16 protein-coding genes and 2 pseudogenes are annotated in these 25,402 nt (G+C 64.1%); 9 read left to right on the top strand and 9 right to left on the bottom strand.

Annotated elements, in window-relative coordinates:
- Positions 1–126 precede the first annotated feature (126 nt).
- Positions 127–1,779 (bottom strand): cyclic peptide export ABC transporter, encoded by a 1,653-nt coding sequence (locus tag C4K38_RS21700; RefSeq protein WP_053280134.1) that lies wholly within the window; start codon positions 1,777–1,779, stop codon positions 127–129.
- A 187-nt stretch (positions 1,780–1,966) separates the two neighbouring features.
- On the opposite strand from C4K38_RS21700, the gene C4K38_RS21695 reads away from it, so the two are divergent.
- Positions 1,967–2,794, top strand: coding sequence for a formyl transferase (locus tag C4K38_RS21695; RefSeq protein ID WP_053280133.1), 828 nt, complete (start codon positions 1,967–1,969; stop codon positions 2,792–2,794).
- A 292-nt stretch (positions 2,795–3,086) separates the two neighbouring features.
- On the opposite strand, the gene pvdO is transcribed toward C4K38_RS21695, so the two are convergent.
- The 3 genes from pvdO to pvdM form a co-directional block, all read right to left on the bottom strand.
- Positions 3,087–3,986: a dihydropyoverdine dehydrogenase gene (gene pvdO, locus C4K38_RS21690; protein WP_053280132.1), complete on the bottom strand. Its 900-nt coding sequence runs from the start codon at positions 3,984–3,986 to the stop codon at positions 3,087–3,089.
- Between the two features lie 61 nt (positions 3,987–4,047).
- Complete coding sequence (pvdN, locus tag C4K38_RS21685) at positions 4,048–5,340, bottom strand: pyoverdine-tailoring periplasmic protein PvdN (protein WP_053280131.1); 1,293 nt, start codon at positions 5,338–5,340, stop codon at positions 4,048–4,050.
- A 31-nt stretch (positions 5,341–5,371) separates the two neighbouring features.
- Complete coding sequence (gene pvdM / locus C4K38_RS21680) at positions 5,372–6,721, bottom strand: pyoverdine-tailoring dipeptidase-like protein PvdM (protein ID WP_053280130.1); 1,350 nt, start codon at positions 6,719–6,721, stop codon at positions 5,372–5,374.
- A gap of 308 nt (positions 6,722–7,029) precedes the next feature.
- Between pvdM and C4K38_RS21675 the strand changes: the two are divergent.
- A pseudogene (locus C4K38_RS21675) lies at positions 7,030–8,189 on the top strand (polymorphic toxin type 44 domain-containing protein).
- A gap of 548 nt (positions 8,190–8,737) precedes the next feature.
- Positions 8,738–10,363 carry a pyoverdine maturation tyrosinase PvdP gene (pvdP, locus tag C4K38_RS21665; RefSeq protein ID WP_053280128.1) on the top strand — a complete coding sequence of 542 codons (1,626 nt, stop codon included), beginning with the start codon at positions 8,738–8,740 and terminating at the stop codon, positions 10,361–10,363.
- Between the two features lie 210 nt (positions 10,364–10,573).
- On the opposite strand, the gene C4K38_RS21660 is transcribed toward pvdP, so the two are convergent.
- From C4K38_RS21660 to C4K38_RS21650, 3 genes are read right to left on the bottom strand one after another with little or no spacing between them, the layout of a single operon-like run.
- Complete coding sequence (locus C4K38_RS21660) at positions 10,574–11,968, bottom strand: efflux transporter outer membrane subunit (RefSeq protein WP_053280127.1); 1,395 nt, start codon at positions 11,966–11,968, stop codon at positions 10,574–10,576.
- Between the two features lie 7 nt (positions 11,969–11,975).
- Positions 11,976–13,949: a MacB family efflux pump subunit gene (locus tag C4K38_RS21655; RefSeq protein WP_053280126.1), complete on the bottom strand. Its 1,974-nt coding sequence runs from the start codon at positions 13,947–13,949 to the stop codon at positions 11,976–11,978.
- Positions 13,950–15,122: an efflux RND transporter periplasmic adaptor subunit gene (locus tag C4K38_RS21650; protein WP_053280125.1), complete on the bottom strand. Its 1,173-nt coding sequence runs from the start codon at positions 15,120–15,122 to the stop codon at positions 13,950–13,952.
- A gap of 336 nt (positions 15,123–15,458) precedes the next feature.
- Here C4K38_RS21650 and C4K38_RS21645 point away from each other — a divergent pair, with 336 nt between their 5' ends.
- The 6 genes from C4K38_RS21645 to C4K38_RS21620 all read left to right on the top strand — a co-directional run bounded on the left by C4K38_RS21645 (position 15,459) and on the right by C4K38_RS21620 (position 23,280).
- The gene (locus tag C4K38_RS21645; protein WP_016702389.1) at positions 15,459–15,941 is read left to right on the top strand and encodes a sigma-70 family RNA polymerase sigma factor; all 483 of its coding nucleotides are present in this window, start codon (positions 15,459–15,461) and stop codon (positions 15,939–15,941) included.
- 131 nt (positions 15,942–16,072) lie between these two features.
- Positions 16,073–17,407 (top strand): lysine N(6)-hydroxylase/L-ornithine N(5)-oxygenase family protein, encoded by a 1,335-nt coding sequence (locus tag C4K38_RS21640; RefSeq protein ID WP_053280124.1) that lies wholly within the window; start codon positions 16,073–16,075, stop codon positions 17,405–17,407.
- Positions 17,408–18,003: 596 nt separating this feature from the next.
- Positions 18,004–20,769 carry a magnesium-translocating P-type ATPase gene (gene mgtA, locus C4K38_RS21635; protein ID WP_053280123.1) on the top strand — a complete coding sequence of 922 codons (2,766 nt, stop codon included), beginning with the start codon at positions 18,004–18,006 and terminating at the stop codon, positions 20,767–20,769.
- A 364-nt stretch (positions 20,770–21,133) separates the two neighbouring features.
- Complete coding sequence (locus tag C4K38_RS21630) at positions 21,134–21,850, top strand: MgtC/SapB family protein (RefSeq protein ID WP_053280122.1); 717 nt, start codon at positions 21,134–21,136, stop codon at positions 21,848–21,850.
- A 126-nt stretch (positions 21,851–21,976) separates the two neighbouring features.
- Complete coding sequence (locus C4K38_RS21625; protein ID WP_231998598.1) at positions 21,977–22,432, top strand: ANTAR domain-containing protein; 456 nt, start codon at positions 21,977–21,979, stop codon at positions 22,430–22,432.
- Positions 22,433–22,800: 368 nt separating this feature from the next.
- Entirely contained in the window at positions 22,801–23,280 is a 480-nt protein-coding gene (locus C4K38_RS21620) for an ANTAR domain-containing protein (protein WP_053280120.1), read from the top strand.
- 4 nt (positions 23,281–23,284) lie between these two features.
- On the opposite strand, the gene dkgB is transcribed toward C4K38_RS21620, so the two are convergent.
- Together dkgB and C4K38_RS21610 are read right to left on the bottom strand one after the other, a co-directional pair.
- Positions 23,285–24,088 carry a 2,5-didehydrogluconate reductase DkgB gene (gene dkgB / locus C4K38_RS21615; protein ID WP_053280119.1) on the bottom strand — a complete coding sequence of 268 codons (804 nt, stop codon included), beginning with the start codon at positions 24,086–24,088 and terminating at the stop codon, positions 23,285–23,287.
- A gap of 155 nt (positions 24,089–24,243) precedes the next feature.
- Positions 24,244–25,379: pseudogene (locus C4K38_RS21610) on the bottom strand (thiolase family protein).
- Positions 25,380–25,402: the final 23 nt, after the last annotated feature.

The following is a 25,402-nucleotide window of genomic DNA, read 5'->3' as shown; positions in this document are numbered from 1 at the left end:
ACCGAGTACTGCTGGCATGGATGCGTTCTCTTCTATGTATAGGTTGGCAGGTGCTGGTATTTATTGCGGTTAATTCTCATTACCGATAGTGAGACGTTCATCCATGAACAAACCGGAAAAAAAGATTCAGGCCGGTTGCATTTCGTGCACCACCTGGCCCGCGCGCAGACGGACCAGCTGGTCGGCGATATCGAAGTAACGATCGTCGTGACTGATCACGATGATGGTCTTGCCCAGGCGCTTGAGATCCGGCAGCAGCTCGGTGTAGAAAATCCGCCGGAAGGCCGGGTCCTGGTCCGCCGCCCATTCGTCGAACACCAGCACCGGGCGCCCTTCGAGCCAGGCGTTGACCAGGGCCAGGCGCTTGCGTTGGCCGGTAGACAGGTCAGTGGTGGTGAAGGCGCCGTCCTTGATGCTGACCTTGTGCGCGATCTCCAGGCGGTCCAGGTACTGGGCGGCGCTATCCAATGACTGCTGGCCGCCGCCCTGGACCAGTTCGTCGAACAGGTAATAGTCGGCGAATACGGTGGTGAACAGCTGGCGGTAGTCGTCCCGGGTCGGGGCGGCCACTGCTTCGCCGTTCAGGCGGATTTCCCCGGCCTGGGGTTGATACAGCCCCAGCAGCAGCTTGATCAGGGTGGTCTTGCCGCAGCCGTTTTCACCGACGATGAACACGATGTCGCCCTGCTTGATGCTCAGGTCGATCGGCCCCAGGTGGAAGGGTTCGCTGCCTTCCACCTGTGGCGGGCTGTAGCTCACGCCGCGCAACTCCAGGCTGTGCACCACGGGTTTCGGGGCTTCGCTATCGTCGATCAGCAGATGGGGTTCGGGAGAGGAAAAACGTTCGGACAATTCGCTGATGCGGCCAAAGGCGATCTTGGCCTTGCCGACGAGGGGCAAGTAGCCCATCAGGTGTTCCAGCGGCCCTTTCATGTACAGCAACACCAGCACGAAGCCGGTGATCACCGCCGGATCGGGATCGGGGTTGTAGGCCTGCATGGCCAGGGCCAGGCCGATGACCACGAAGAACAGCATCGAGCCGAAGGTCTTGGCCAGGATATAGATGTTCACCGAGCGCACCTGGATCGAGCTGATGCGGTCCGCGGTTTCCTGGATGCGGTGGGTGTTCATCCGGTAGCGGCGCGGCCGGTGCATGCGCAGCTCCTTGGCGCCGGAGGCAATGGCGTTGTAATAGCGCTGCAATTCGTCTTCCTGGTCACGGGCCAGGTCGAAGCCCCTGATGCCTTTGCCGCCGGCCACGTACTGCACAGTGGTGCCGATAAGGATGGCGACCACCATCATCAGGAACATCGGCACCGACAGGTACGCCAGGTAGCCCAGGCAGCCCAGGGTGACGGTGGCGGCGATGGCCAGGGGGGTGAAGGCGAAGGAAAAGTCGCTGATGGTGTCGACGTCGTGGGTCAGCACCGGAATCAGTCGATGGGAGCGATAACGCTCGATCTGCTCGATCGGCGCCGACAGGACTTTTTCGCCCAGGTCTTTGCGCAGGGCGGCAATGATGCGTTGGCCCACATAGTTGGTGCCGATATCCGAGACGATCGAGCTGGTCAGCGCCAGCAGGCACAGGGCGGCGAAGGTCAGCACCACGCCCTGGGTCATGCCGGTCTGCGAGTGCAAGGCGTTATTGATGGTGGCCAGCAGCAGGGTGATGGCCAGGCCGCCGACCATGCCCAGGGCAACGGAAATCACGACAGTGGTGCGAAAGGGTCTGAGCAGGGCGAGCAGTCCGTGGAAGGCTCCGCGCTTGGGGTCGGTCATAAGGGGTTCCCGGCAGTGGATGAGGGGTCGAGGCAGAAAGACCCGTACCCCTGACAGACGAACCGTTGGCGGCAGTATTTAGCTCGGCGCCGGGGCGCGGATAAATTGCCCGGCGCCTGCTTCGTTCTTGTTCTGTGGGCGCACGTGTATCGACGCAGTGCCTGATCCATTCAGCGAGAGCGAGCAAATGACGAAAAAGAATCTGGTGTATGTCTGGTCCCTGAGGAACGCGGCGGCCGACAAGGCGGGGCAGCCGGTGGCCTACAAGGATCACGAGCGCTACATGAAATCGGTGCTGGAGTTCCTGGTGGAGTCGCTGAACCAGACGCCCCTGGGCGAGGCCTACAACCTGGTGGGCGTGGTCTACGACGATGACGAGCAATCGCCACGGGACCAGCAACTGGTGAGCGACTACGGCTTTGCCTATCAGCCCGGCCGGCAATGGCTGTACCCCGCGGACCTGCAGGTGCAGGGGCGCCTGGTCAATGACCTGCTGCTCAGCGTGCCGTCCACCTACCGCCGCCATCCTCGGGGCACCGCCGAGCATATCGCCGGCAAGCAGGATTTCGAGCGCCGGCTGCACGACACCCTGGTGGAACTCAAGGCCGACATCGTGGTGCTCGACGGCCTGCTGGTGATTCTCGACGAGCTGGTGCGTCCGGGCGCGCCTTTCGCGCGGCGGATCATGAACATCCATCCGGGCATCACCCGCCTCGAGTCGCCCTACGAGCGTCGCGGTGCCTATGCCACCTGGAATGCGCTGTACGGTGCCCGTGGGCAGAAGGTGGTGGACTGGGCTACGCGGGAAACCGAGCCGGTCGAGCCGCTGTACATGACCGGTGCTTCGTTCCATTACGTGGACAACGGTATCGATTCCGGCGAGGTGTTCCACGACGTACTCAACACCACCATCGCGCCGGAGGACACCATCCTCGAACTGCGCTGGAACAACTTCAACAACAGCCTGTTCCCGGCCTTGCATGAAGGCCTGGAACTGCTGGCCAAACAGGGTTGAACCCTTTGGCGGGCGCCGGACCTGGCGCCCGCTGTCTCGCAAGCCTCCCGGATCGATCGCAATCTGTAGCCGCTGCCGCAGGCTGCGATCGGGGCGCAGCCCCGTAAACCTGACGACGCGGTATGTCTGATGGGTGGAGTTGTCTGGCCTGGCGCCCGCTTTGTCGGAATGCCGCCCAGACCGATCGCAGCCTCGCCCTGGCTCGGCAGCGGCTACAGGGGGATATCTGTAGCCGCTGCCGTAGGCTGCGATTGGGGCGCAGCCCCGTAAACCTGGCAACGCGGGAAAGGTGTTACAGCTCACGCACCACGCGGAAACCGATCCAGTCGCCACGGGCATTCGGATAGATGCTATTGCGATTGCCCGAGCGGGAGAACACCGGGGCCTCGCCCCAGTCGTTGCCACGGATCTGCAGCGATTCGCAGCCCGGCTCTACCCAGGCACTGCCATCGGTAGGCGCGCCCACATAGTTGGGGTGTTCGCAGTCGGCGATCCATTCATAGACGTTGCCATGCATGTCGTACATGCCGAACGCATTGGGCGGGTAGCTGCCCACCGGCGAGCTGAAGCTGTAGCCATCGGCCGGGCCGTAGGTGTTGGCATGCTTGGCGATGCTGTAGCCCTTGCCTTCATCGAACGGAAACGGGAAGGGACCCTTGGAGCCGGCGCGGGCGGCGTATTCGCGCTGGGCCTCGCTGACCATCGAATAGTTGTGCCCGGTTTTTTTCGACAGCCAGGCGACATAGGCCTTCACGTCGGCGAAGTCCATGCACACGGCCGGCTGACGCGGGCCTTGCTGGTAGCGCGGCTTGCTGGCGACGCATTCGCGGCCGGGGCGGGTGTCGCCGTTGGCGATGACCACGCCGGTCTGCTTGACGTAGCTGTCCCACTCGCCGGCGGTGATCTGGAAGCGGCTCATGGCAAAGGGCTTGGCGAAGGTCACGTCATGCATCGGGCCTTCGTCAGGTTCGCGGCCGACCTCGTCGTCCGGGGTGCCCATGGTGAAGGTGCCGGCGGGCAGCACGACCATTTCCGGGCAGTCCTTGCAGTCCTTGAACACCTGGCCCGGTTGCGGCGTGGCGGCTTGTGCGCCCTGGCACAGCAGGCCGCCGAGCAGGGCGAACAGGGAGGCGGCGCAGAGTCTTTGCAGGCTGCGGGGCGGGGGAGTGGGGTGAGTCGGTTCAGTGGTCATGAGTCATCTCAAGGGTAGGCAAAGGCAGGCAAGGTAAATCTGGAGCGCCAGTGGCGCGCGCTCAGAGGGCGCGGGCCAGCAAGTCCATGAAGCGGTCGATCTGCGCTTCGTCGTTGAGCAGCCCGGGCGCGGTGCGGATCACCGGGCCGACGTCGCGGTCCACGGCATCGGCCACCACGCGGTTTTTCATCAGGTAGGCGGCGACCGCGTCGCTGTCCTTGCCCTTGACCCGGAAGAAGGTGAAACCGGCGGACAGCTCGGCGCTCAGCGGCGTCACCAGTTCGATCTGCGGATGTTGCTGCAGGCGTCGTTTCAGGTAGCTGTTGAGGCTGTGAATGCGTGCCTGGACCTCGGCCTTGCCCAGCTCCAGGTGCAGCTTGAAGGCTTCGTCCAGTGCCCAGCGGTGCTCGAAGGCGTGATAGCCGCCGGGCGACATGGAGGTGGCGAAATTGTTGTCTTCGGAGAAGGTCGGCGTCATCGGGGTGACGTCCTTGAGCTCCTCGGAGCGGGCGCAGACGATCCCGGTGCCGCGCGGGCCGAACATCCACTTGTGGGTGCCGGCGATGAAGAAGTCGCAATGCATGTCCGGGAAGCTCAGGTCTTCCACGCCGAAGCCGTGCACGCCGTCGACCACGTAGAGGATGCGCTCCTGCTTGGCGCGCTCGCGGTTGAGTTCCTCCACCAGCTGGCCGATCTGGCCGATGGGCAGTTTCACGCCGCTGCCGGATTGCACCCAGGTCATGCCCAGCACCCGGGTGTTGGGGCGGATGCTGCGCTTGATCGAGCCCAGCACTTCGTCCGCCGACACGCTGTGGGCGTTTTCGAACAGCTTGATCTTGCGCACCTGGGTGCCTTGTTTTTTCACCCGGAAGTCCAGGCTGTACTCGGTGGAGTAATGCTCGTGGACCGTGGTCAGGATCTCCTGGTCCGGGCGCACATGGATGCCACCGTAGATCATCGCCAGGCCTTCGCTGGTGCTGCCGGTCAGGGCGATCTGCCCGGGCTTGGCGTCCAGGTAGCGCCCGGCCCACTTGCGCACCTCGGCCTCACGCTTCCAGGTTTCCTCCAGGTCCCAGTCCATGGCCAGGCCGGGGTTGCGGTCGATGTTCGCGCGGTGGCGCTCGATGGCGTCGCGCACCGGCTTGGGGTGGGAGGTCACCAGGAAGTTGGAGAAGTGCAGGTAGTCCGGGTCCTGGTTGAACAGTTGGCGCAGTTGCGTCCATTTGTCCCCGGACGCCATCGTGCTGTCGCGGGCTTCGTCGGCCTGGGCCAGGGAGGCGAGGGCGGCATTGCCCAGCGGCAGGCTGGCGGCGAGGACGCCGGCCTGCTTGAGAAAGGTACGGCGGTCAGTCATGGCTTGGGTTCACTTGTTCGGCAAAGGAAATTCAACGGTTGGCTACCGGGCGTGCGGCTTTCTGCACCTGGTCCCAGACCCGCAGGAAGTTGCCGCCCCAGAGCTTGGCGATGTCCGCCTCCGAGTAGCCGCGCGACAGCAACTCGGCGGTGACGTTGCGGATCTCGCCGACGTTCTCCCAGCCCTTGACCCCGCCACCTTCGTTGAAGTCCGAGCTGATGCCGACATGGTCGATGCCGATCTTGCGCACGGTGTAGTCGATGGCGTCGCCCAGGTCCTTGAGGGTCGCCTTGGGCTCTTCCTCGAGGATGGCGTACAGCTCGCCGGCGTACTGGCCGAACTTCTGCTCCGGCCAGGCCGAGATGATCGGGTCGCCCGGCATCAGGGCCATGGCCAGGTTCGGCAGCGGCGGCAGGTCGAAGCGCGCGCGCAGGGCGTTGAGCTTGTCCTGGGTGGCCTGGGTCAGCGGGCGCAGGTACTGCGAGAAACCGACCACCTGGACCACGCCGCCGCTGTTCTTGATCAGCTGCATTTCCTTGTCGCTGAGGTTGCGCGGGATATCCACCGAGGCCCGTGGCGCCGAGTGCGAGGCCACCATCGGCGTGCGGCTCAGTTGCGCCACCTGCTCCAGGGCCTTGGTCGACATCTGCGAGACATCGATGATCACCCCCAGGTCGTTGAGGCGGTGCACCGCCTGCTTGCCGATCTGCGACAGGCCATCGAGGGCGTCCGGGGAGTCGTTGAAGAACGGCAGCGGCCGCGAGGAGTCGGCCCAGGCGTTGTTGCCGATGTAGCTGAAACCGAACATGCGCATGCCGCGGGCGGTCCACAGATCCAGCAGGTTCAGGTCGTTGCCCAGGGGGTAGGCGTTGAGCATGCTGATGAAGATCGCGAACTTGCCTTCGCCGTGCAGGCGGCGGAAATCGTCCGGGGTGTAGGCGATGCCGACCTGGTTGGGGAAGTCGCGGACCATGCCGGAGATGATCTTGTAACGGACCTCCTGCTGGTTGCGCGCTTCCTCGACAAAACCCTCGGTGGGGCGGTGCGGTGCGTTGGGGCCATTCCACATTTCCGGCCAGCCGAAGATGGTCAGGGCCGCGCCGGACAGGCGCCCGCGATTGGCCTTGACCAGGTCGAACTGGCCACTGCCGTCCTTATCCGATTCGTTGCCCGCGGTGCCGAAGTCCAGCGGCAGGCTGATGTGGCTGTCGAACGACAGGATGCGCTCCTGCAATTCATCGGCCTGCTTGATCACCTTGACCGGGTAGCCGGGGTTGCCACGGAACCAGTAGTCCCAGGCCAGGAAGCCTGCTCCGGCACCGATGGCCAGGGCCAGCGGCAGACCGATGTAAAGAGCCTTTTTCGAACGTGGTTTTGTCATTGCCATCTCAGTCGGGTTCGCCGTCAAAGTGCAGGCCGCTGGTACAGGTACGGCGGCCTTTGCTATCTGGGAAGAACGAGTGAGGTCGGGGGAAAATTAGGCTCGGCGGTATGCGGGGCGGTGGGTTTGCAGAGGGGGAGCCGACTTCCGGAAGCCTGAGTGGGTACGGAGATTCTTGGGGGCTCCGTCAGGCTTTATCAAAGTTCAGAATCGTCCTAAAGCCTTGCTTGTCGCCGCTTGCTAGGTTCGCAAGGCTCCACAAGGAGACAGGGATTTTTCCTGCGGATCAGCTAACGCAAGGACGATAAATGCTTTCCTCTTCTCGCCTGGGCGACAAACATATCTGCCCACTTCCCGGTCACGGCACCACGCCGATCGCTTCGGCGTCCGCCGACATCCACATCAACGCCATGGGCGCGGCCCGCGTGGGGGACACGTGCGGCTGTGGCGCGGTCATTACCACGGGGTTTCCTTCGATTCTCCTGAACGGTCGCCCCATGGCTCACCTGGGCAGCCCGACTAGTCACGGCGGGACGATCATCACCGGCTCAGGCGATGTCTTCGGTGGCTTTGTCTTTGGACCTGATCCCGATGCCGTCATCATCAATTTCGCTACGCTCGGGGCGTTTCGTCCGGATGGTTCGGTGGATGATGAAAAGATGGCGACCTTGTTGGCCGACCCGAGGCTGATGGAGAAAGCGACTGCTGCAAATGCTCTGGTTGATCCCTGTGCTGCCTCTAAACAACCGGAAGAAAAAGCCGAGCCTGTCGTTTGTAATGACCCCGATATGATGGAAGAGCTGGCGAGCTACATTGCCGGCGAGATGAATCGCAACATCAACAGTCCGTCCGTACGGCAGATGAAAGAGTTGAACAGCTTTAGCCCGGCAGAGGAAACAGGAAGCATGCTGCCCTGCCTTTTTACCTGCGGTTCGGTCGAAACCCTGACTTCTATAGTTTGGCGCTAGGGAAAAGAGCGAAAGCCTTCGCTATCTGGACTGAGCGAGTGGGGCAGGATCGACCCTGGGATCACAAGCCGATACTCCTGAAGAAATATCAGGGCGTCGTTTACCATAAGCAGGGAAACTACGATTACTACTACGATATTTGGTCGAATATCCACTACGGATATGTGGGGCGAGCAGGCGGGTTTTCCGAGAGCGTGCTTTTGGACGGCGCAGGTGCTGAGCAGATCATCTCGGACTCGAAAAGGAAGCTGGAGGAAATGGCCTCAGCAATACCCAGGGAGGAACAGAAGCGGCAAGGGCCGCATCGTTCAGCAGACATCGACGGGCTTCGTGCGTGGGATGACGCCCCGGATCGGATATCTATCAGTATCGGCATCAAACTTTATGGCCAACACCCCAGTGGCGGCATTACGACGGAAATGATCATGGCTGAGGTTCTTGCAGTTACACCGGAACAATGGGGGGAAGCAGTCCATGTCCACAAATGTAAGAAAATCTAAGGCCCGGTATATAGGAGCAGGGTTTCTATTTCTCTTGTTGGCCCTGTTGGTGTTTTGGTATGCGGCGACCCCCAGCGTAATTGTTCACTACTCCAAAGAGGGGGAGGAGGAGTTGCGGTCCGTATGGAATACACAGCACAGGATTTATCGGGAGCGAATTCTTCCAGGACAAGCCACTGTTGATACTGGACACCTATTCCCCGACCAAGAGTTTTTCATGATGTTCGAGTGGTGGACCGAGAGAGGCTTTAGTCGGTGTGTTGATATCACGCTCAAACGCTGGGGGACGATAGATATCTATCTTGATGGGACCGGCAGGATAGATCTCGATAAAACTTCCTCTGACACCATTGCCCGCTTGAAGCAGTGCAAGGGCAACTCTGACCCTTTCGCGTCGTAAGTCCCGCCGCTGTTGCGGTGACAGGATCGCCAGAATAACCACCAAGTAGCGCACAGAGCGGCGGGCACCTCGCCCGGCTTAAATTTCCCCCCTCTGCAAACGTCCTAGCTGGGATAAGGCCTGCTTCAGGGCTGACACAGGTAGGGCAATGACGATTTCTCGACGAGGGTTTATCGCAGGCTTGGCGCTCACTGGAGCCGCGGTGCCCGCGGCCATTTATGCGCACCGTGAACTGACGCGTGAGGAGGCGCCGGAAACCCCCGGCGAAGCGACGGTCGATCTGGCGGACGCCGCCGGCCAGCAATTGGCGGACAAGTTGCGCGGGGTCTGGACCCTGCGTTTCGAGGGCGCGGACGCCGGCCTGGCGGGCCTGCCGCGCGAGGGGCTGGAACTGTTTCTCGACGTCGCCCAGCGCGGGCGCGGCCTGCGTGGTTACCTGGACCGTGCCGAGGCGTTGCGTGGCGAGGCCGAGCCGCGTTACCGGGTGGTTGGCGATCTGCTGGCGCCCGATCCGAAGCAGCTTTACTGGCGCCTGGTAAGCGCCGATGCCGGCGACGGTGCGCCCTGTTATGAGTTCAGCGTGGTGCTCGACGAGGTCTGGGGCGATTTCGGCAATGCCGGCAGCGGCACGCTCAGCGGGCGCATCCTGCGCCTGGACCGGCCGTTGGTGCTGCCCGAGCAGGACAATCGCTTTGTCGCCACCAAGCAGCTGTTCCCCGAAGCCCGCCAGCGCATCGGCCTGAACCCGACGCTGCTGGCCTGGCTGATTTCCCCTGAGCACCGGCTGTTTCACCAGCTGTGGCATGCCTCGCGGGACAAGTGGCACAGCCTGTCCGAAGCAAAACGCGACGCCCTGCGCGGCATTGGCTGGCAGCCCGGCCCGCGTGGCCAGGAACGTGACGCCCGGGGCAAACGCAAGGATCGCAATGGCTCGGGCATCGACTTCTTTTTCATGCACCGGCACATGCTCGGTACCGCGCGTTCCATGCAGGACCTGCCGTCCTGGCTGAACTTCCCGACTCCGCAGCCGGAGCTGGAACGCGATCGCCTGGGTTTCGCCCATTATTTCGATAACCACGACGGCTTCGCCTTGCCGCCGACCTGGCTGGCCAGCGACGACGCCGACTACACCCAGTGGGTCAGCGACATCAAGACCGCCGAGACCTACCACAGCAATTTCCAGGTCTGGGAATCGCGCTACCGCGACCCGCGTTACCTGTCGACCCTGACCCTGGGCCAGTTCGGTTCCGAGTTGGAACTGGGCCTGCACGACTGGCTGCACATGCGCTGGGCCTCGGTGCCACGCGATCCTTCCAATGGTGCGCCAGTGCCGTTCGCCCGCGATCCGGCGGACTTTTCGGCGCGCTGGTACGCCGCGGAAAACGACTTCCTCGGCGACCCGTTTTCCTCCCATGTGAGCCCAGTGTTCTGGGCTTTCCATGGCTGGATCGACGACCGCGTGGAAGACTGGTTGCGCGCCCACGAACGTTTCCATCCGGGTGAAGTCAGCCGCCTTGAAGTTAACGGCGTGCCTTGGTTCGCTCCCGGGCGCTGGGTCGAGGTCGACGACCCCTGGCTGGGGCCGGACACTCATGGTTGCAGCACCACCCCCGGTCTGCAGATGGGGCGCTCGGTGGAGATGGATCCGGAAACCATGAAGCTGGCGCTGCGCATCACCTTCGCCGAGGAAGACAAGCTGGCCGAGCTGTTCCGCAAAGTGCCCAAGCGGCCCTGGTATGCCCGTCACCTGAAGGTGCGTGAGCGCTTGTTGTAAACAGCAGCCGGTCGAGGTTGTTCGCGAAAAACGATGACGCGGTTTGCCAGGTGCACCGCGTCGTCCTTATCGCGAGCAAGCTTCGCTCCTACAGAAGTCATATGTGCTGTTTTTGTTTCCGTAGGAGCGAGCGGGCGGCGATCCGACTTGTCCGCGATAGCCGCGCAGCGGCGCTCTTCAAGCCGCCGCATCGTTACTGGTCAGGCTCGACTAGAGCACTTTCCAACCACCACCCAAAGCCTTGTACAGGGCGATGCTGGCCTGCAGGCGGGACAGCCGCAGCTGCACGTTCTGGTCCTGGGCGGCGTACAGGGTGCGCTGGGTTTCCAGGACCGTCAGCAGGTCGGCGGCGCCAGCCTGGTAGCGGCTCTGGGCGATGTCGAAGGCGGTCTGTGCCTGGCGCAGTTCTTCGCTCTGCCATTGGCGCTGCTGGTCGAGGCCACGGATGCTGGCGAGGGCCTTTTCCACATCGGCGAAGCCGTTGACGATCGCCCCGCGGTAGGTTTCCAGCAGCTCTTCCTGGCGCGCCCGCGCCTTGTCGCGTTCGGCGCTCAGGCGGCCGGCGTTGAAGATCGGCGCCGCCAAGGCGCTGGTGAGGTTGTAGAAGGGGCTACGCAGGATGTCCGAGGCGGTATTGGCCCCTGAACCGAGGCTGGCGCTCAGGGTGACAGTGGGTAGCATCGCCGCTCGGGCTACCGTGACGTCGGCCTGGGCAGCGGCGAGCCTGGCTTCGGCGCTGGCAATGTCCGGGCGGCGGCTCAACAGGTCGCTGGGCACGCCGGCGTCGATGCTCGGCCAGGTCAGTTGGGCGAAGGCTTGCTGGCCGAGATCGAGGCTCTGCACCGGCTGGCCGAGCAGGGCGGCGAGGGTGATCCGTGCGTTCTCGGCCTGTTGCTGCACCAATGGCAGCTGGCGCTGCTGGGCGGCCACCAGGCTCTTCTGCTGGGCCAGTTCCAGGGCGGTGGCCGAGCCCGAGTCATAGCGGGTCTGCACCAGCCGGAGCACGCTCTGCGCGTTGGCCAGGTTGAGTTCGGCGATGCGGCTCTGCTCGCCCAGCGACAGCACCTGGGTGTAGCTGTTGGCGACGCCGCTGAGCAGGGTCAGCTCGACGGTGGCCTGGTCGAATTCGCTGGCCCGCAGGCTTTCCACGGCGCTGTCGCGGGCCGCGCGCCTGCCGCCCCAGAAGTCGACTTCATAGCTGGCGCTGAGGCTGGCGTCGAAATAGTCCACGGCCTTGTTGCTGCTGTTGGCGTCCAGTTGGCTGTAGCCGTTGCCGCGCAGCAGCTTCTGCCGGCTGGCGTTGAGCGCGCCCTTGAGCTCCGGCAGCAACGGCGCGCCGGCGACCACCGCCGTGGCCTGCGCCTGGCGCACCCGGGCCATGGCGGCGGCCAGGTCGTGGCTGCCCAGGCGGGCCTGTTCGATCAGGCGCTCCAGTTCCGGGCTGCCGAAGCGGGTCCACCATTGGCGATTGTCCTGCTGCGCGGCCGCGGTATTGGGCGAATGCCAGGCGGGCGGGGCCTGCAGGCCGCTGTCCGGGCGCGGCGCGGGGCCGCTGCAAGCCGCCAGCAACAGGCTGGCGGCGATAAGGCTGAGGGGCGCTTTCATAGGTCGATCATTCACTGGTGAGGGCCGTGACCGGGTCGAGTCGGGCTGCTTTGCGGGCCGGCATGAAGCCGAAGATGACGCCGGTGACCAGGGCGCAGGCGAAGGCGCCCAGGACCGCCACCAGGGAGAAGGCCACCGCCACTTCGCTGAGGATCAGCACGCCGCCGATGATCAGCGCCAGGGCGATGCCGGTCAGGCCGCCGACCACCGAGAGCATCACCGCCTCGGTGAGGAACTGGCGCAGGATGTCACGCTGGCGGGCGCCGGTGGCCATGCGGATGCCGATCTCGCGGGTGCGTTCGCGCACGGTCATGAGCATGATGTTCATCACCCCGATGCCGCCCACCAGCAGCGAGATCGCGGCGATGGCGCCGAGCATCAGCGACAGGGTGTTCTGGGTGCGGGCCTCGGCCTGGATCATCGCCGCGTTGTTGGTCAGTTCGAAATCACGCTTGCCACCGTGCATGCGCAGCATCAACTGGTCGATGGCCTGCTCGGCCTCCTTGACCTTGCGCGCGTCGCTGGTGGCGATCGCCACGTACTCCGGGTTGTGGCTGCCGAACAGGCGGATGCTCGCGGCGGAGTAGGGGATGGCGATGCGGTCGTCGCTGTCCTGGTCGCCGGAGCTGGCGCCTTTTTCCGCCAGGACGCCGACCACCTGGAATGGCACATTCTCGATCAGGATGTATTGGCCGATGGGGTTGGCCACGTCCTTGAGCAACTTGTCGCGGACCTTCTTGCCGATCACCGCCACGGCCGCCGCGGCGCGCTCGTCGGCCTCGGTGAAATAGCTGCCTTCGACCACCGGCCAGTTGAAGATCGCCGGGAAGTTGGTGTCGTTGCCGCCGACGTAGCTGGTGTGGTCGACGTTGCCGAAGCGCACGCCGGCCTCGGAACCATTGACCGGCATGATGCGCTTGACCTGCGGCAGGGCGGCCAGGGCGGCGACGTCGTCGAGGGTGATGATGCCGGGTGGGGTGCGCGGGTTGGGCGTGTGGCCGCTGAGGTAAATGATGTTCGAGCCGAACGCGCCCATCTGCGCCATGACCTGGCGCTTGCTGCCTTCGCCCACCGCCAGCATCACCACCACCGAGGCTACGCCGATGACGATCCCCAGCAGGGTCAGGGCGGTGCGGAAGCGGTTGATCCACATCACCCGCCAAGCCGCTTGCACGGCGTCCACCAGTTCGCCTTTCCAGGCGCCGTTGTGTTCGCTGCCGTCGGCCAGGCGCTGGCGCAGGTCCACCGCCTGCAGGGCGCCGCTGTTGGCGCTGGCCTGGACCTCGGGGTGGTCGTCGGCGGTGTCGCTGACGATTTCGCCGTCGCGGATTTCGATGATGCGCTTGGCCCGGGCCGCGACTTCGCGGTCGTGGGTGATCAGGATCACCACATGGCCCTGGCTGGCCAGTTCGTCGAGCAGGGTCATGACCTCGGCGCCGCTGTGGCTGTCGAGGGCGCCGGTGGGTTCATCGGCGAGGATGATGTGGCCGCCGTTCATCAGCGCGCGGGCGATCGACACCCGCTGCTGCTGGCCGCCAGACAACTGGTGCGGACGGTTGCCGGTGCGGCTGGCCAGGCCCAGGCGGTCGAGCAGGGCGGCGGCGCGGGCATGGCGCTCGGCCGCCGGAGTGCCGGCATAGATCGCCGGCATCTCGACGTTTTCCTGGGCCGAGCCGGACGGGATCAGGTGGTAGCCCTGGAACACGAAGCCGAAGGCCTCGCGGCGCAGCCAGGCCAGTTCGTCGCTGTCCAGCCGGGCGACGTTTTCCCCGGCGAACAGGTACTCGCCCGAGGTCGGGCGGTCGAGGCAGCCGAGGATGTTCATCAGCGTCGATTTGCCGGAGCCGGAGGCGCCGACTATGGCGACGAACTCGCCGGCGTGGATCGACAGGTTGATGCCACGTAGCACGTCCACTTGCGGCGTGTCGCCGCCGCCGTAGGATTTGCGGATGTCCTTGAGGTCGATCAGCGGGGTCTGCATTCAGCCTCCGCTGCTTTGGGCGGGACCGATCAGCAGGTGATCGCCTTCGTCGAGGCCGTCCAGGACCTGGATGCGCAAGCGGTCGCTGATGCCGACCCGCACCTTGCGCTCCTCGATCGAGCCGTTTTTCGCCACCACCCGGGCCAGCTGTACGCCGCTATCGGCGCTGCTCTGCAGGGCGGCGATCGGCGCGGTGAGGACGTCTTGCGCGCGCTCGGCGACAAAAAACACCTGGGCGGTCATTTCCGCCATCAGCGCGTTGTCGGCGTTATCCACATCCAGCAACACGGTGTAGAGCACCACCCGGCCACTGCCGCTCTTGCTCGAACTGTTGGGGCTGCCGCTGCCCTGGCTGCTTTCGTTCAGCGGCTTGGGCGGGATCGGCAGGATCTGCCGCACGGTGCTGGTCCAGCGCCGGGCGCCGCCGCTCAAGGTGGTGAAGTAGGCGGTCATGCCCGGTTTGACATGGCCGATATCGGCTTCGGAAACTTCGGCCCAGACGGTCATCGGCGACAGCCGGGCGATGCGCAGGATCAGCGGCGTCTGCTGCTGGGCGTTGAGGGTCTGGCCTTCGCGGGCGTCCACCGCGACCACGGTGCCGGACATCGGCGCATAGATGCGCGTGTAGCCCAGCTCGGCCTGGTCGCTGCGCAGGCTGGCCTGGGCCTGGCGGATCTGCGCCTGGATCATGTCGATCCGCGCCTGGGTGGCCTTGAGTTCGGCGCGGGCGGTCTGCACGTCTTCGTCGCGGGTCGCGCCGCCGGCGGCGAGGTTCTGCTGGCGCTGGTATTTCTGCCGGGCCAGTTGGTTCTGCGCCCGCTGCTCTTGCAACTGGGCCTGCAGGTTCTCGATGGAGAAGCGGCTGGCGTCGAGCTTGGCCTGCTGGGTGGCGGGGTCGATCTCCACCAGCAACTGGCCTTCCTTGACCGGGTCGCCGGCTTCGACGTGGATCTTGCGGATCTGTCCGGACGCCTGGGCGCCGACGTCGACATAACGCCGCGGTTGCAGGGTGCCCAGGGCGGTCACGCTGCTTTCGATGGTGCCGCGGCTGACCTGCACGGTGGCGAACTGGTCGCGCCCTGGCGGCAGGATTTTCCAGGCAGCGAAGGCAACGACAGGAATCAGACACAGGGTGACAAGCAGGGCGCGTCGGGTATGACGGGGACGTTTCATGCAGGGTTCCGGCCAATGGAAATCGGCCCGTCGTCCGGCCTGGCCCAGGGGCGTGGGCAGGGCTGGAGGCTGTCGATAGCGCGACAGATACGGGGAGCTGTCAGGTAGACGAGAAGCGCCGGGGGGAATTTAAGCCATGACACATGGCGTTACAGGTGCAGGGGATTACAGGTTAGGCAACGAAAATAAATCCGGCGAATCGACGCGGTACTTTAAATCTATATGAGAATTACTATAAATTACGCCACTTCTAAACTGCCATCATCGAATCGCCTGCCCAGGGGCGGAGTGCCGGTTGTGCTCAAGGACAAAAGCCGCGTATCGCGGTCGGGAGTCATGTTGGAAAACTACTATCGCGAGCTGGTGTGTTTCCTCAACGCCAAGCTGGGCAACCTGCAGGTGGCCGAAGATGTGGTGCATGACGCTTACGTGCGGGTGCTGGAGCGTTCCAGCGACACGCCGATCGAGCAACCGCGGGCCTTCCTCTATCGCACGGCGCTGAACCTGGTGATCGACGGCCATCGGCGCAATGCCTTGCGCCAGGTCGAGCCCCTGGATGTGCTCGACAATGAAGAGCGTTTCTTCAGCCCCTCGCCACAGACCAGCATCGACCACGGCCAGCGCCTGGACATGCTGCAACGGGCGCTGGCGGAGCTGCCGGCGCTGTGCCGGGAAAGTTTCCTGCTGCGCAAGCTCGAAGGCCTGTCCCACCCCGAGATCGCCGAGCGCCTGGGGATTTCCCGCAGCCTGGTGGAGAAGCACATCGTCAATGCGATGAAGCATTGCCGGGTGCGGGTCCGGCAGTGGGACGCCCATTGATCCTTCTTTGTTAAATTTTTTTTCACTGTCCTCGTTCCTACTCAACAGACGACCTGCTGCCTCGCCATGGGCCGATCAGGTCACCGTCGATTTCTCCCCGCGTTGAGGGATTTATCCAGAGGACACTGGAAATGACACAGGCAATTGCATCGACCATCGTTCACGACCTGATCGGTATCGGTTTCGGCCCCTCGAATCTGGCGCTGGCTATCGCGCTGGAAGAACGTGGCCAGATTCAGGGTCCGCTGGACGCGCTGTTTCTCGACAAGCAGGCCGATTACCGCTGGCACGGCAACACCCTGGTGGCCCAGAGCGACCTGCAGATTTCCTTTCTCAAGGACCTGGTGACCCTGCGCAACCCGACCAGCCCGTACTCCTTCGTCAACTACCTCAAGCACCACGGCCGCCTGGTGGACTTCATCAACCTGGGCACCTTCTATCCGTGCCGCATGGAGTTCAACGATTACCTGCGCTGGGTCGCCGGGCACTTCCAGGAGCAGAGCCGCTACGGTGAAGAAGTACTGGCCATCGAACCGGTGCTGCACAACCAGCAGGTCGAGGCGCTGCGGGTGATTTCCCGCGACAGCCAGGGCCATGAGTTCGTCCGTACCAGCCGTTCGGTGGTGGTCAGCCCTGGCGGTACGCCATTGATCCCGGACACCTTCAAGGCGCTCAAGGACGACGGCCGGGTGTTCCACCACGCGCACTACCTGGAACGCATGGCCAACCAGCCGTGCACCAGCGGCAAGCCGATGAACGTGGCGATCATCGGTGGCGGGCAGAGCGCGGCCGAGGCCTTCATCGACCTCAACGACAGCTTCCCATCGGTGCAGGTGGACATACTGATGCGCGGTTCGGCGCTGAAGCCGGCGGACGACAGCCCGTTCGTCAACGAAGTGTTCTCGCCGGCCTTCACCGACCTGGTGTTCCAGCAGCCGAGCGGCGAGCGCGAGCGCCTGGTCCACGAGTACCAGAACACCAACTACTCGGTGGTGGATGTCGACCTGATCGAACGCATCTACGGGATTCTCTACCGCCAGAAAGTCTCCGGTATCGCACGCCATGCCTTCCGCACCCTGACCACCGTGGAGAAAGCCACCGCCACCGCCCAGGGCATCGAGCTGGTGCTGCGCAATACCTCCACCGGCGAGTTGAGCACCCGCCACTACGACGCGGTGATCCTGGCCACCGGCTACGAGCGCCAGACCCACCGCGCATTGCTGGCGCCGCTGGAAGCCTACCTGGGCGACTTCGAAGTGGACCGCAACTACCGGGTCATCACCGACGAGCGCTGCAAGGCCGGCGTCTACACCCAGGGCTTCAGCCAGGCCAGCCACGGCCTGAGCGACACCTTGCTGTCGGTGCTGCCGATCCGCGCCGAGGAGATCGCCGCCTCGCTGTACGAGCACGACAAAGGCCGCCACAGCCGTTCGGTGCGTGATCTGCTGCTGGCCACGGCCAGCTGATAGAGACCGTCGGGCCCGATAGTTCTGGGTTGAACATTCGGGCCTTATCGCGGGCAAGCCTCGCTCCTACAGGTTGACGTCGGTCTGACGTCTGTAGGAGCGAGGCTTGCCCGCGATGGACGGCGCAGCCGTCCCCCATTCCAACCCTCTCGATACCCCCAAAAATCCCCTCATCCAGCCTTCGCCGACGGCTGTTCCTGAACCTTCGCTGAAGAACTTTTCGATTCCCCCACCAGCGCCTTGCCGTCGATTTACTCTGCAAAAACCGCGGCGTAAGCTGCGCGCGTTTTCCATCAAGCGGAGACCCACAGTGGGTACTTGTTCGAGCGACAGTAGTCGGCCGGTTTCGATAACCGGCGCCTTCCCGGCAAGATAACGCGCCCGCTTTTTGTGCCGTTGTCTCGCCGTAACAGCGAGCGGCGGCTTCCCGACCGTGGCCTTCAGGGCCCGTTCCCGATGTCCTTCTCATCGACACTGCAACAGTGGGTGATGCCCGGCCTGGCGCCGCATCGCCGCGCTACGGCTGCGCCTGTCTGCGCGCCGGCGAACCCGACCTGGCTGTGAGTCTCCCGGCGCTGACCGTTAGGGGACACACCATGAACCTCACCCTGCTCAAAGAGTTTTTTGCCGGCTTCCTGCGGACCCGGCATTTCGCCCGGCACTTTCGCCGCCTGGCCTTGCTGGAGAGCTTCAGCGACGCCAGCGTCAGCCGCGACGTACCGCCCAACCTGGCGCACACCCTGGTGGCTGCGGCCAACGACAATGCCGCGGACCTGCTGCAACGCCTCGGCAGCCACACCGATGGCCTGAGCGAGAGCGAGGCCGAGGTCCTGCGCGAGCAGCATGGCCTCAACGAGGTCGAGCACGAGCAGCCGCTGCCCTGGTGGACGCACCTGTGGCATTGCTACAAGAACCCCTTCAACTTGCTGCTGACCCTGCTGGCGGTGATCTCCTGGCTGACCGAAGACATGAAGGCGGCCACGGTGATTTTCTCCATGGTGGTGCTCTCCACGCTGCTGCGTTTCTGGCAGGAGGCCAAGTCGAACAAGGCCGCCGACGCCCTCAAGGCGATGGTCAGCAACACCGCCACTGTGCTGCGGCGCAATGTACTCGACGCAGCGCCGTCGGTGTTCGCCAGGCTGCATGGCGCGGCGGTGGCGCACCAGGGCCTGCAACGCCTGGAACTGCCGATCCGGCAACTGGTGCCGGGCGACCTGATCCAGCTTTCGGCCGGCGACATGATCCCCGCCGATTGCCGGGTGCTCAGCGCCAAGGACCTGTTCGTCAGCCAGGCGGCGATGACCGGCGAATCGCTGCCGGTGGAGAAATTCCCGCGCCAGCAGGACGCCGCCACCCTCAACCCGCTGGAGCTGGACAACATCCTGTTCATGGGCACCAACGTGGTGTCCGGCGCGGCCACCGCGCTGGTCCTGACCACCGGCAACGCCACCTATTTCGGCGCCCTGGCCCAGCGGGTCGGAGCCACCGACCGGGCGCCGACTTCGTTCCAGAACGGGGTGAACAAGGTCAGCTGGCTGCTGATCCGCTTCATGTTCGTCATGGCGCCGCTGGTGCTGTTCATCAACGGCTTCACCAAGGGCGACTGGATGGAAGCGCTGCTGTTCGCGCTGTCCATCGCCGTGGGCCTGACCCCGGAAATGCTGCCGATGATCGTCACCTCGACCCTGGCCAAGGGCGCGGTGTTCCTGTCGCGCAAGAAGGTCATCGTCAAGCGCCTGGACGCGATCCAGAACTTCGGCGCCATGGACGTGCTGTGCACCGACAAGACCGGCACCCTGACCCAGGACAAGATCTTCCTCGCCCGGCACGTGGATGTCTGGGGTGAAGAGTCCGAGGATGTGCTGGAAATGGCCTACCTGAACAGCTACTACCAGACCGGCCTGAAGAACCTGCTGGACGTGGCGGTGCTGGAGCACGTCGAAGTGCACCGCGAGCTGAGGGTCGGCACGGCGTTCCAGAAAGTCGACGAGATTCCCTTCGACTTCAACCGGCGGCGCATGTCGGTGGTGGTGGCCGAGAAGGAGCGTCCGCACCTGCTGATCTGCAAGGGCGCGGTGGAGGAGGTGCTGGCAGTGTGCACCCGGGTGCGCCATGGCGCCGCCGAAGAAATGCTCAGCGACGAGCTGCTGGCGCGGATTCGCCAGGTCACCGCCGAGTTCAACGGCGAAGGCCTGCGGGTGGTGGCCGTGGCCGCCCGGCCGATGCCGCGAGGCCGCGACAGCTACAGCCTGGCGGACGAGCAGGGGCTGACCCTGATCGGTTACGTGGCCTTTCTCGATCCGCCCAAGGAAAGCACCGCGCCGGCCCTCCAGGCCCTGGCGGCCCATGGCGTGGCGGTGAAGGTGCTGACCGGCGACAACGAGCTGGTGACGGCGAAGATCTGCCGCGAAGTCGGCCTGGAACAACAGGGCCTGCTGCTGGGCAACGACATCGAGCGGATGAGCGATACCCAGCTGGCCAAGGCGGTGGAAACCACCAACGTCTTCGCCCGGCTCACACCCTCGCACAAGGAGCGCATCGTCCGCCTGCTCAAAGGCAACGGCCATGTGGTCGGCTTCATGGGCGACGGTATCAACGACGCGCCGGCGTTGCGCACCGCGGACATCGGCATTTCGGTGGACAGCGCCGTGGACATCGCCAAGGAGGCGGCGGACATCATCCTCCTGGAGAAAAGCCTGATGGTGCTGGAGGAGGGCGTGCTGGAAGGGCGGCGGACCTTCGCCAACATGCTCAAGTACATCAAGATGACCGCCAGCTCGAACTTCGGCAATGTGTTCTCGGTGCTGGTGGCCAGTGCCTTCATTCCGTTCCTGCCGATGCTGCCGATGCACCTGCTGGTGCAGAACCTGCTGTACGACATTTCCCAGATCGCCATCCCGTTCGACAACGTCGATGACGAAATGCTGGCCCGGCCCCAGCGCTGGCAACCGGCGGACGTCGGGCGCTTCATGCTGTTTTTCGGGCCGATCAGTTCGATCTTCGACATCGGCACCTTCGCCCTGATGTGGTACGTGTTCGATGCCAATACCCCGGACCACCAGACCCTGTTCCAGTCCGGCTGGTTCGTGGTCGGCCTGCTGACCCAGACCCTGATCGTGCACATGATCCGCACGCCGAAGATCCCCTTCCTGCAAAGCCGCGCGGCCATGCCGCTGCTGGTGATGACCCTGGTGATCATGGCCATCGGCATCTTCCTGCCCATGGGCCCGCTGGCGCACTACTTCAAGCTGCAGGCGCTGCCGTCGCTGTACTTCGTGTTCCTGCCGGTGATCCTGCTGGCGTATATGGCGCTGACTCAGGCGGTGAAGGGCTTTTATATCCGCCGGTTCGGCTGGCAATAAGCGCAACGCCGCACCAAATCCTGTAGCCGCTGCCGCAGGCTGCGATGGTCCGGACCACGCTGGTCGCAGGTCCTCCGGCGTTGGTGGGATCGCCGCGGCCCTCCGGGCCGATCGCAGCCTGCGGCAGCGGCTACAGAGTCTGTAGAGCGGGCGGCGATCCGACTTGCCCGCGATGGGCCGTGCAGCGGCCCTGGTTCCGCGGGCCAACCGGCAATCGCGATCTGCTCGTCATACCCGCCGGTGCAAGATACCCGGCACCCCGGCCGACCTCATCGCGAGCGGTTGGATCGCCACCCGCTCGCACCGGCAAAGTGCACCTATCCTGTAGGAGCAGCCGACCGTCGCGTACTCAAGGACTTGATTCATGCAAGCACTCCAGAACATCAACCTGACCTCCCTGGTGGATACCCTGGTCAGCCTCAGCGCGGCCTTTATCCTCGGTGGCCTGATCGGCTTCGAGCGGCAGTACCGGCAGCGCACCGCCGGCCTGCGCACCAACGTGCTGGTGGCGGTGGGCGCGGCGATTTTCGTCGACATGGCCAACCGTCTCGGCGGCGCCGAAGGGGCGGTGCGGGTGGTGGCCTATGTGGTGTCCGGCATCGGTTTTCTCGGCGCCGGGGTGATCATGCGCGAGGAGGGCAACGTGCGTGGCCTGAACACCGCGGCCACCCTCTGGGCCTCGGCGGCGGTGGGTGCCTGCGCCGGCGCCGACCTGATCCTCGAGGCCTTTCTCGGCACGCTGTTCGTGCTGGCGGCGAATACCCTGCTGCGGCCGATCGTCAACAACATCAACCGCCAGCCGCTGGACGTGATCTCCGCCGAGGTCACCAACATCGTCTATGTCATCGCCCATCGCTCCAAGCAGAAAGCCGTGTTCGCCCTGCTCGAAGCGGAGCTGGAGCGCAGCAACTACCCGGCCAGCGATATCGATGTCCATGCCTTCGGCAACGACGACGTGGAGATCGAAGCCACCCTGGCCACCACCTCGGTGGACGGCGACGAACTCGATGCCCTGGTGGTGCGCCTGTCCACTTCGGCCCTGGTGGAGCAGGCGTTCTGGAGCCCCAGTACCACCGAATAAACCGCGCAAGCGCTGGGTCGATGCGCCTGTAAACGGCAGGCCTTTGCCGAGAGGAAAATTTTTCCTGTTCACAGCGATTTTTGGGAATCGTCTTAAAGAGTCGGCCAGGGGCCATCGGATAGTCTGTTGAACCTCTGTGTTCAACCGATAGTTGCCACGCCGATGCCCAACAAACGCCTGAGAATACTGATTGCCGACGCGTCCCGGGAGCAGTGTGGTCGCATCCAGCGTTTGTTGAGTGGCCTGGGCTACTTTCGCGTCGCCACGGTAGGAGCTTTTCGCGAACTGGTGACCCTGACTCACTATTCCTGCGAGCCCTTCGAGAACTTCGACCTGTTGCTGCTCAGCGGCGAGCTGGCGTTCGCCGCCGGGGTGGACGCCGGCGCGTTCTGCCAGGGCAACCCGCAGATCCGCCATGCCATGATCTACGGCGGCCGCACCGAACATGCATTGCCGGTGGTCCTCGGCGGCTCTGCGCTACAGGAGATTCTCTGGGTGCGGAGCGCAACGCAGGAGATCCTCCAGCGCTTCATGGCCCATATCAATCCTCCCGTCTCCTCGGGCAAAGACCGAACCTTCTGAACACTGGAATAGCCCCCGCAGTTGCTGGGAACAGGGCTTGCGTCGTGCTGCTGGAGGCGGAAACCACCACCTGGCCAGCGGTTTTCCGATGGTCGCTGCCGGGGCCGGGCAAGCCTTTTGTCTCCATCCGGGCCGGGCAAAAAGCAGGATTCATGGCCGCCTATCGATACCTGATGTGCGCCGCCGACGCGGGTGGATATCCCAGGGAAACGAGCATTTCGGGCACGAAAAGTAGGGGAAAGCCGCATTTTAGTAATTCGGAGTAGGGCTTTTCAGAAAACCCTTAGAGAAAACACTCGGCTGCTCCCCTAGCCTTTATTCATAGGTTTGGAGCCTGTTATCTCAGACTTTTTTCATGGTCGCGAAAAATGCCGAATAAAACGTTACGAATCCTGATCGCCGATGAACAGCATTTTCATCGAATGAAGATCGAGCGGGTGCTGAATCAACTGGGCTATTACCGGATTGCCCCGATGTATCGACTCATCGAGGTGTTGAACGTCGTGGAATATGGCAGTGAGCCAATGGACCTGCTGATCATCAACGCCTCACTGGGGTTGCGCGACCGGCTCGATATCGTGGCGTTCTGCATGGATAACCCGCAGATCCGCCACGTGCTGGTCTATGACTCCGAGCTTCTCGGCGTGCCTTCGATTCCCCTCGGCCCGCAGCGCAAGATGTATATCAGCAGCCTGCCGTTGCCGGACCAGGAGACTATCAACCGCTTGATGGGGGCCATCGACACCGGCCGCCGGAGCAAGATCCCGGCGGCCGGAAAGTTTCTCAGCAGTTCCAATGAGGAAGAGATCGCCCCCGATGGCATTCGGTTGAATGCCGTGGTGCGTTAAGGCCTCAGTCCCACGCCGGCGCAATGCCGGCGGGGCTGGTCAGACGATGCCCGCGCTCCAGATCGGCGATGCGCCGCATGTCTGCTTCGCCCAGGGTCAAGGCACAGGCCTTGAGGTTGCTTTCCAGGTTCGCGCGCCTGGTCGAGGATGGAATCACCGCATAACCCGATTGCATGGCCCAGGCCAGGGTCACCTGAGCCGGTGTCGCCCGATGCTGCTCGGCGAGCTGCTGGATGACCGGGTCCTTGAGCACTTCACCGTAGGCCAGTGTCATGTACGAGGTGATGTGAATCCCCTGGCTTTGCGCGTATTCCACGACCTTGCGGTTCTGCAGGTAAGGATGCAGTTCGATCTGGTGGGTGGCGATGTGTTCGGCGCCGACCGCGGCGATGGCCTGGCGCATCAGGTCGTTGGTGAAGTTGGAAACCCCGATCCGCCGGGTCAGCCCCAGTTGCTTGGCCTCCAGCAGCGCCGCCATGAACTCTTCGACCGGCACCTGGTTGTCCGGTGACGGCCAGTGGATCAGGGTCAGGTCCAGGTAGTCGGTCCGCAGCTTGCGCAGGCTGTCCTTGAGGCTGGGGATCAGCTTGTCGCGGGCGAAATTGGCGACCCAGATCTTGCTGGTGATAAACAGCTCGTCGTGGGGGATGCCGCTGTCGGCGATAGCCTGGCCGACCTCGGCTTCGTTCTCATAGATCTGGGCGGTGTCGATCGCCCGGTAGCCCAGCTCAAGCGCGGTGCTGACCGAGTCGATGACGACCTGGCCTTGCAGGCGAAAGGTGCCGAGGCCGAAAGCAGGTACAGACATGGATGACTCCAGATGGCAGTGGAAAGGCCACGAGTATCCCGGTCCGCACCTTTGAGAAAAACCGCCGGACAGGCAAAGGAATCTTTACCGCGAATCACGAATAACCCCGGCTTGCGCAGAGACGGCACATGCCCTGCGCAAGCCGGCAAGCCGGTTCAGCGCTCAACCGCCTCCAGCAGGGTGGCGATGCCCTGGCCGCCGGCGATGCATTGGGTGGCGATGGCGTAGCGGCCGCCGCTGCGCTGCAGCAGGGATGCGGCCTTGCCGGTGATCCGCGCGCCGGTGGCCCCCAGGGGATGCCCATGGCCATGGCGCCGCCGTCGAGGTTGATCCGGCGGCTGTCCAGGTCCAGCTCCCGCAGGCAGGCCAGGGACTGGCTGGCGAAGGCTTCGTTGATTTCCACCAGGTCAATATCGCCGATGCCCAGGCCGGCCCGTTGCAGCACCTTGCGCGTGGCATACACCGGGCCCATGCCCATGATCTGCGGCGGGCAGCCAGCGACCGCCACGGCCTTGATCCGGGCCAGGATGTTCAGCCGGCGGCTGCGGGCGTAGGCCTCGCTGCACACCAGGACTGCGGCGCTGCCGTCGGTCAGGGGCGAACTGGTGGCCGCAGTGACGCTGCCGCCGAAGCTCGGTTGCAGGCCGGCGAGGACCTCCAGGTTGGTGCCGGGGCGGATACAGCCGTCTGTGCTGACCAGGCCGGCGGGCGTCCGCACCGGGATGATTTCATCGACAAACAGACCCCGCTCGCGGGCGCTGGCCGCCTTGGCATGGGACTCCACGGCCATGGCGTCCTGTTCCTGGCGACTGATGCCGTAGCGCCGGGCCACTTCTTCCGCGGTGTGGCCCATGGGCATGTAGACCTCGGGGAATTCGCTGAGCAGGGTCGGGTTCGGCGAAATGTTGAAACCGCCCATGGGCACCCGGGTCATGGATTCGACCCCGGCACACAGGAACGCCTCGCCGGCGCCTAGCAGGATCTGCCCGGCGGCGTAGTGCACGGCGCTCATGGACGAGCCGCAGAAGCGGTTGATGGTGGCGCCGCCCAAAGTGTCCGGGAAGCCGGCGCGGAAACTGGCGATGCGCGCGATGTTCATGCCTTGCTCGGCCTCGGGGTAGGCGCAGCCCATGACCACGTCCTCGATCTCGACGGGGTCGATCCCGAGTTTGTCCACCAGCCCGCGCAGCACCTGGGCGGCGAGGTCATCGGGACGGACATCGATCAGCGCGCCCTTTTTCGCGAACTGGAAGGGCGAGCGGGCATAACCGGCAATAACGACGTTGTTCATGGCGAGACTCCTGGGCGAACCCA

It is taken from the genome of Pseudomonas chlororaphis subsp. piscium (assembly GCF_003850345.1).
Lineage (GTDB): Bacteria > Pseudomonadota > Gammaproteobacteria > Pseudomonadales > Pseudomonadaceae > Aquipseudomonas > Aquipseudomonas piscium.
Note: the sequence above shows the minus strand (reverse complement) of the source record. Positions and strands in the feature narration are given on the sequence as shown.

What these genes read in the sequence shown, in the direction of transcription:
- C4K38_RS21700 (WP_053280134.1), bottom strand. Translation starts at nt 1,779, where the DNA reads ATGACCGACCCCAAGCGCGGAGCCTTCCACGGACTGCTCGCCCTGCTC.
- C4K38_RS21695 (WP_053280133.1), top strand. Translation starts at nt 1,967, where the DNA reads ATGACGAAAAAGAATCTGGTGTATGTCTGGTCCCTGAGGAACGCGGCG.
- pvdO (WP_053280132.1), bottom strand. Translation starts at nt 3,986, where the DNA reads ATGACCACTGAACCGACTCACCCCACTCCCCCGCCCCGCAGCCTGCAA.
- pvdN (WP_053280131.1), bottom strand. Translation starts at nt 5,340, where the DNA reads ATGACTGACCGCCGTACCTTTCTCAAGCAGGCCGGCGTCCTCGCCGCC.
- pvdM (WP_053280130.1), bottom strand. Translation starts at nt 6,721, where the DNA reads ATGACAAAACCACGTTCGAAAAAGGCTCTTTACATCGGTCTGCCGCTG.
- pvdP (WP_053280128.1), top strand. Translation starts at nt 8,738, where the DNA reads ATGACGATTTCTCGACGAGGGTTTATCGCAGGCTTGGCGCTCACTGGA.
- C4K38_RS21660 (WP_053280127.1), bottom strand. Translation starts at nt 11,968, where the DNA reads ATGAAAGCGCCCCTCAGCCTTATCGCCGCCAGCCTGTTGCTGGCGGCT.
- C4K38_RS21655 (WP_053280126.1), bottom strand. Translation starts at nt 13,949, where the DNA reads ATGCAGACCCCGCTGATCGACCTCAAGGACATCCGCAAATCCTACGGC.
- C4K38_RS21650 (WP_053280125.1), bottom strand. Translation starts at nt 15,122, where the DNA reads ATGAAACGTCCCCGTCATACCCGACGCGCCCTGCTTGTCACCCTGTGT.
- C4K38_RS21645 (WP_016702389.1), top strand. Translation starts at nt 15,459, where the DNA reads ATGTTGGAAAACTACTATCGCGAGCTGGTGTGTTTCCTCAACGCCAAG.
- C4K38_RS21640 (WP_053280124.1), top strand. Translation starts at nt 16,073, where the DNA reads ATGACACAGGCAATTGCATCGACCATCGTTCACGACCTGATCGGTATC.
- mgtA (WP_053280123.1), top strand. Translation starts at nt 18,004, where the DNA reads ATGAACCTCACCCTGCTCAAAGAGTTTTTTGCCGGCTTCCTGCGGACC.
- C4K38_RS21630 (WP_053280122.1), top strand. Translation starts at nt 21,134, where the DNA reads ATGCAAGCACTCCAGAACATCAACCTGACCTCCCTGGTGGATACCCTG.
- C4K38_RS21620 (WP_053280120.1), top strand. Translation starts at nt 22,801, where the DNA reads ATGCCGAATAAAACGTTACGAATCCTGATCGCCGATGAACAGCATTTT.
- dkgB (WP_053280119.1), bottom strand. Translation starts at nt 24,088, where the DNA reads ATGTCTGTACCTGCTTTCGGCCTCGGCACCTTTCGCCTGCAAGGCCAG.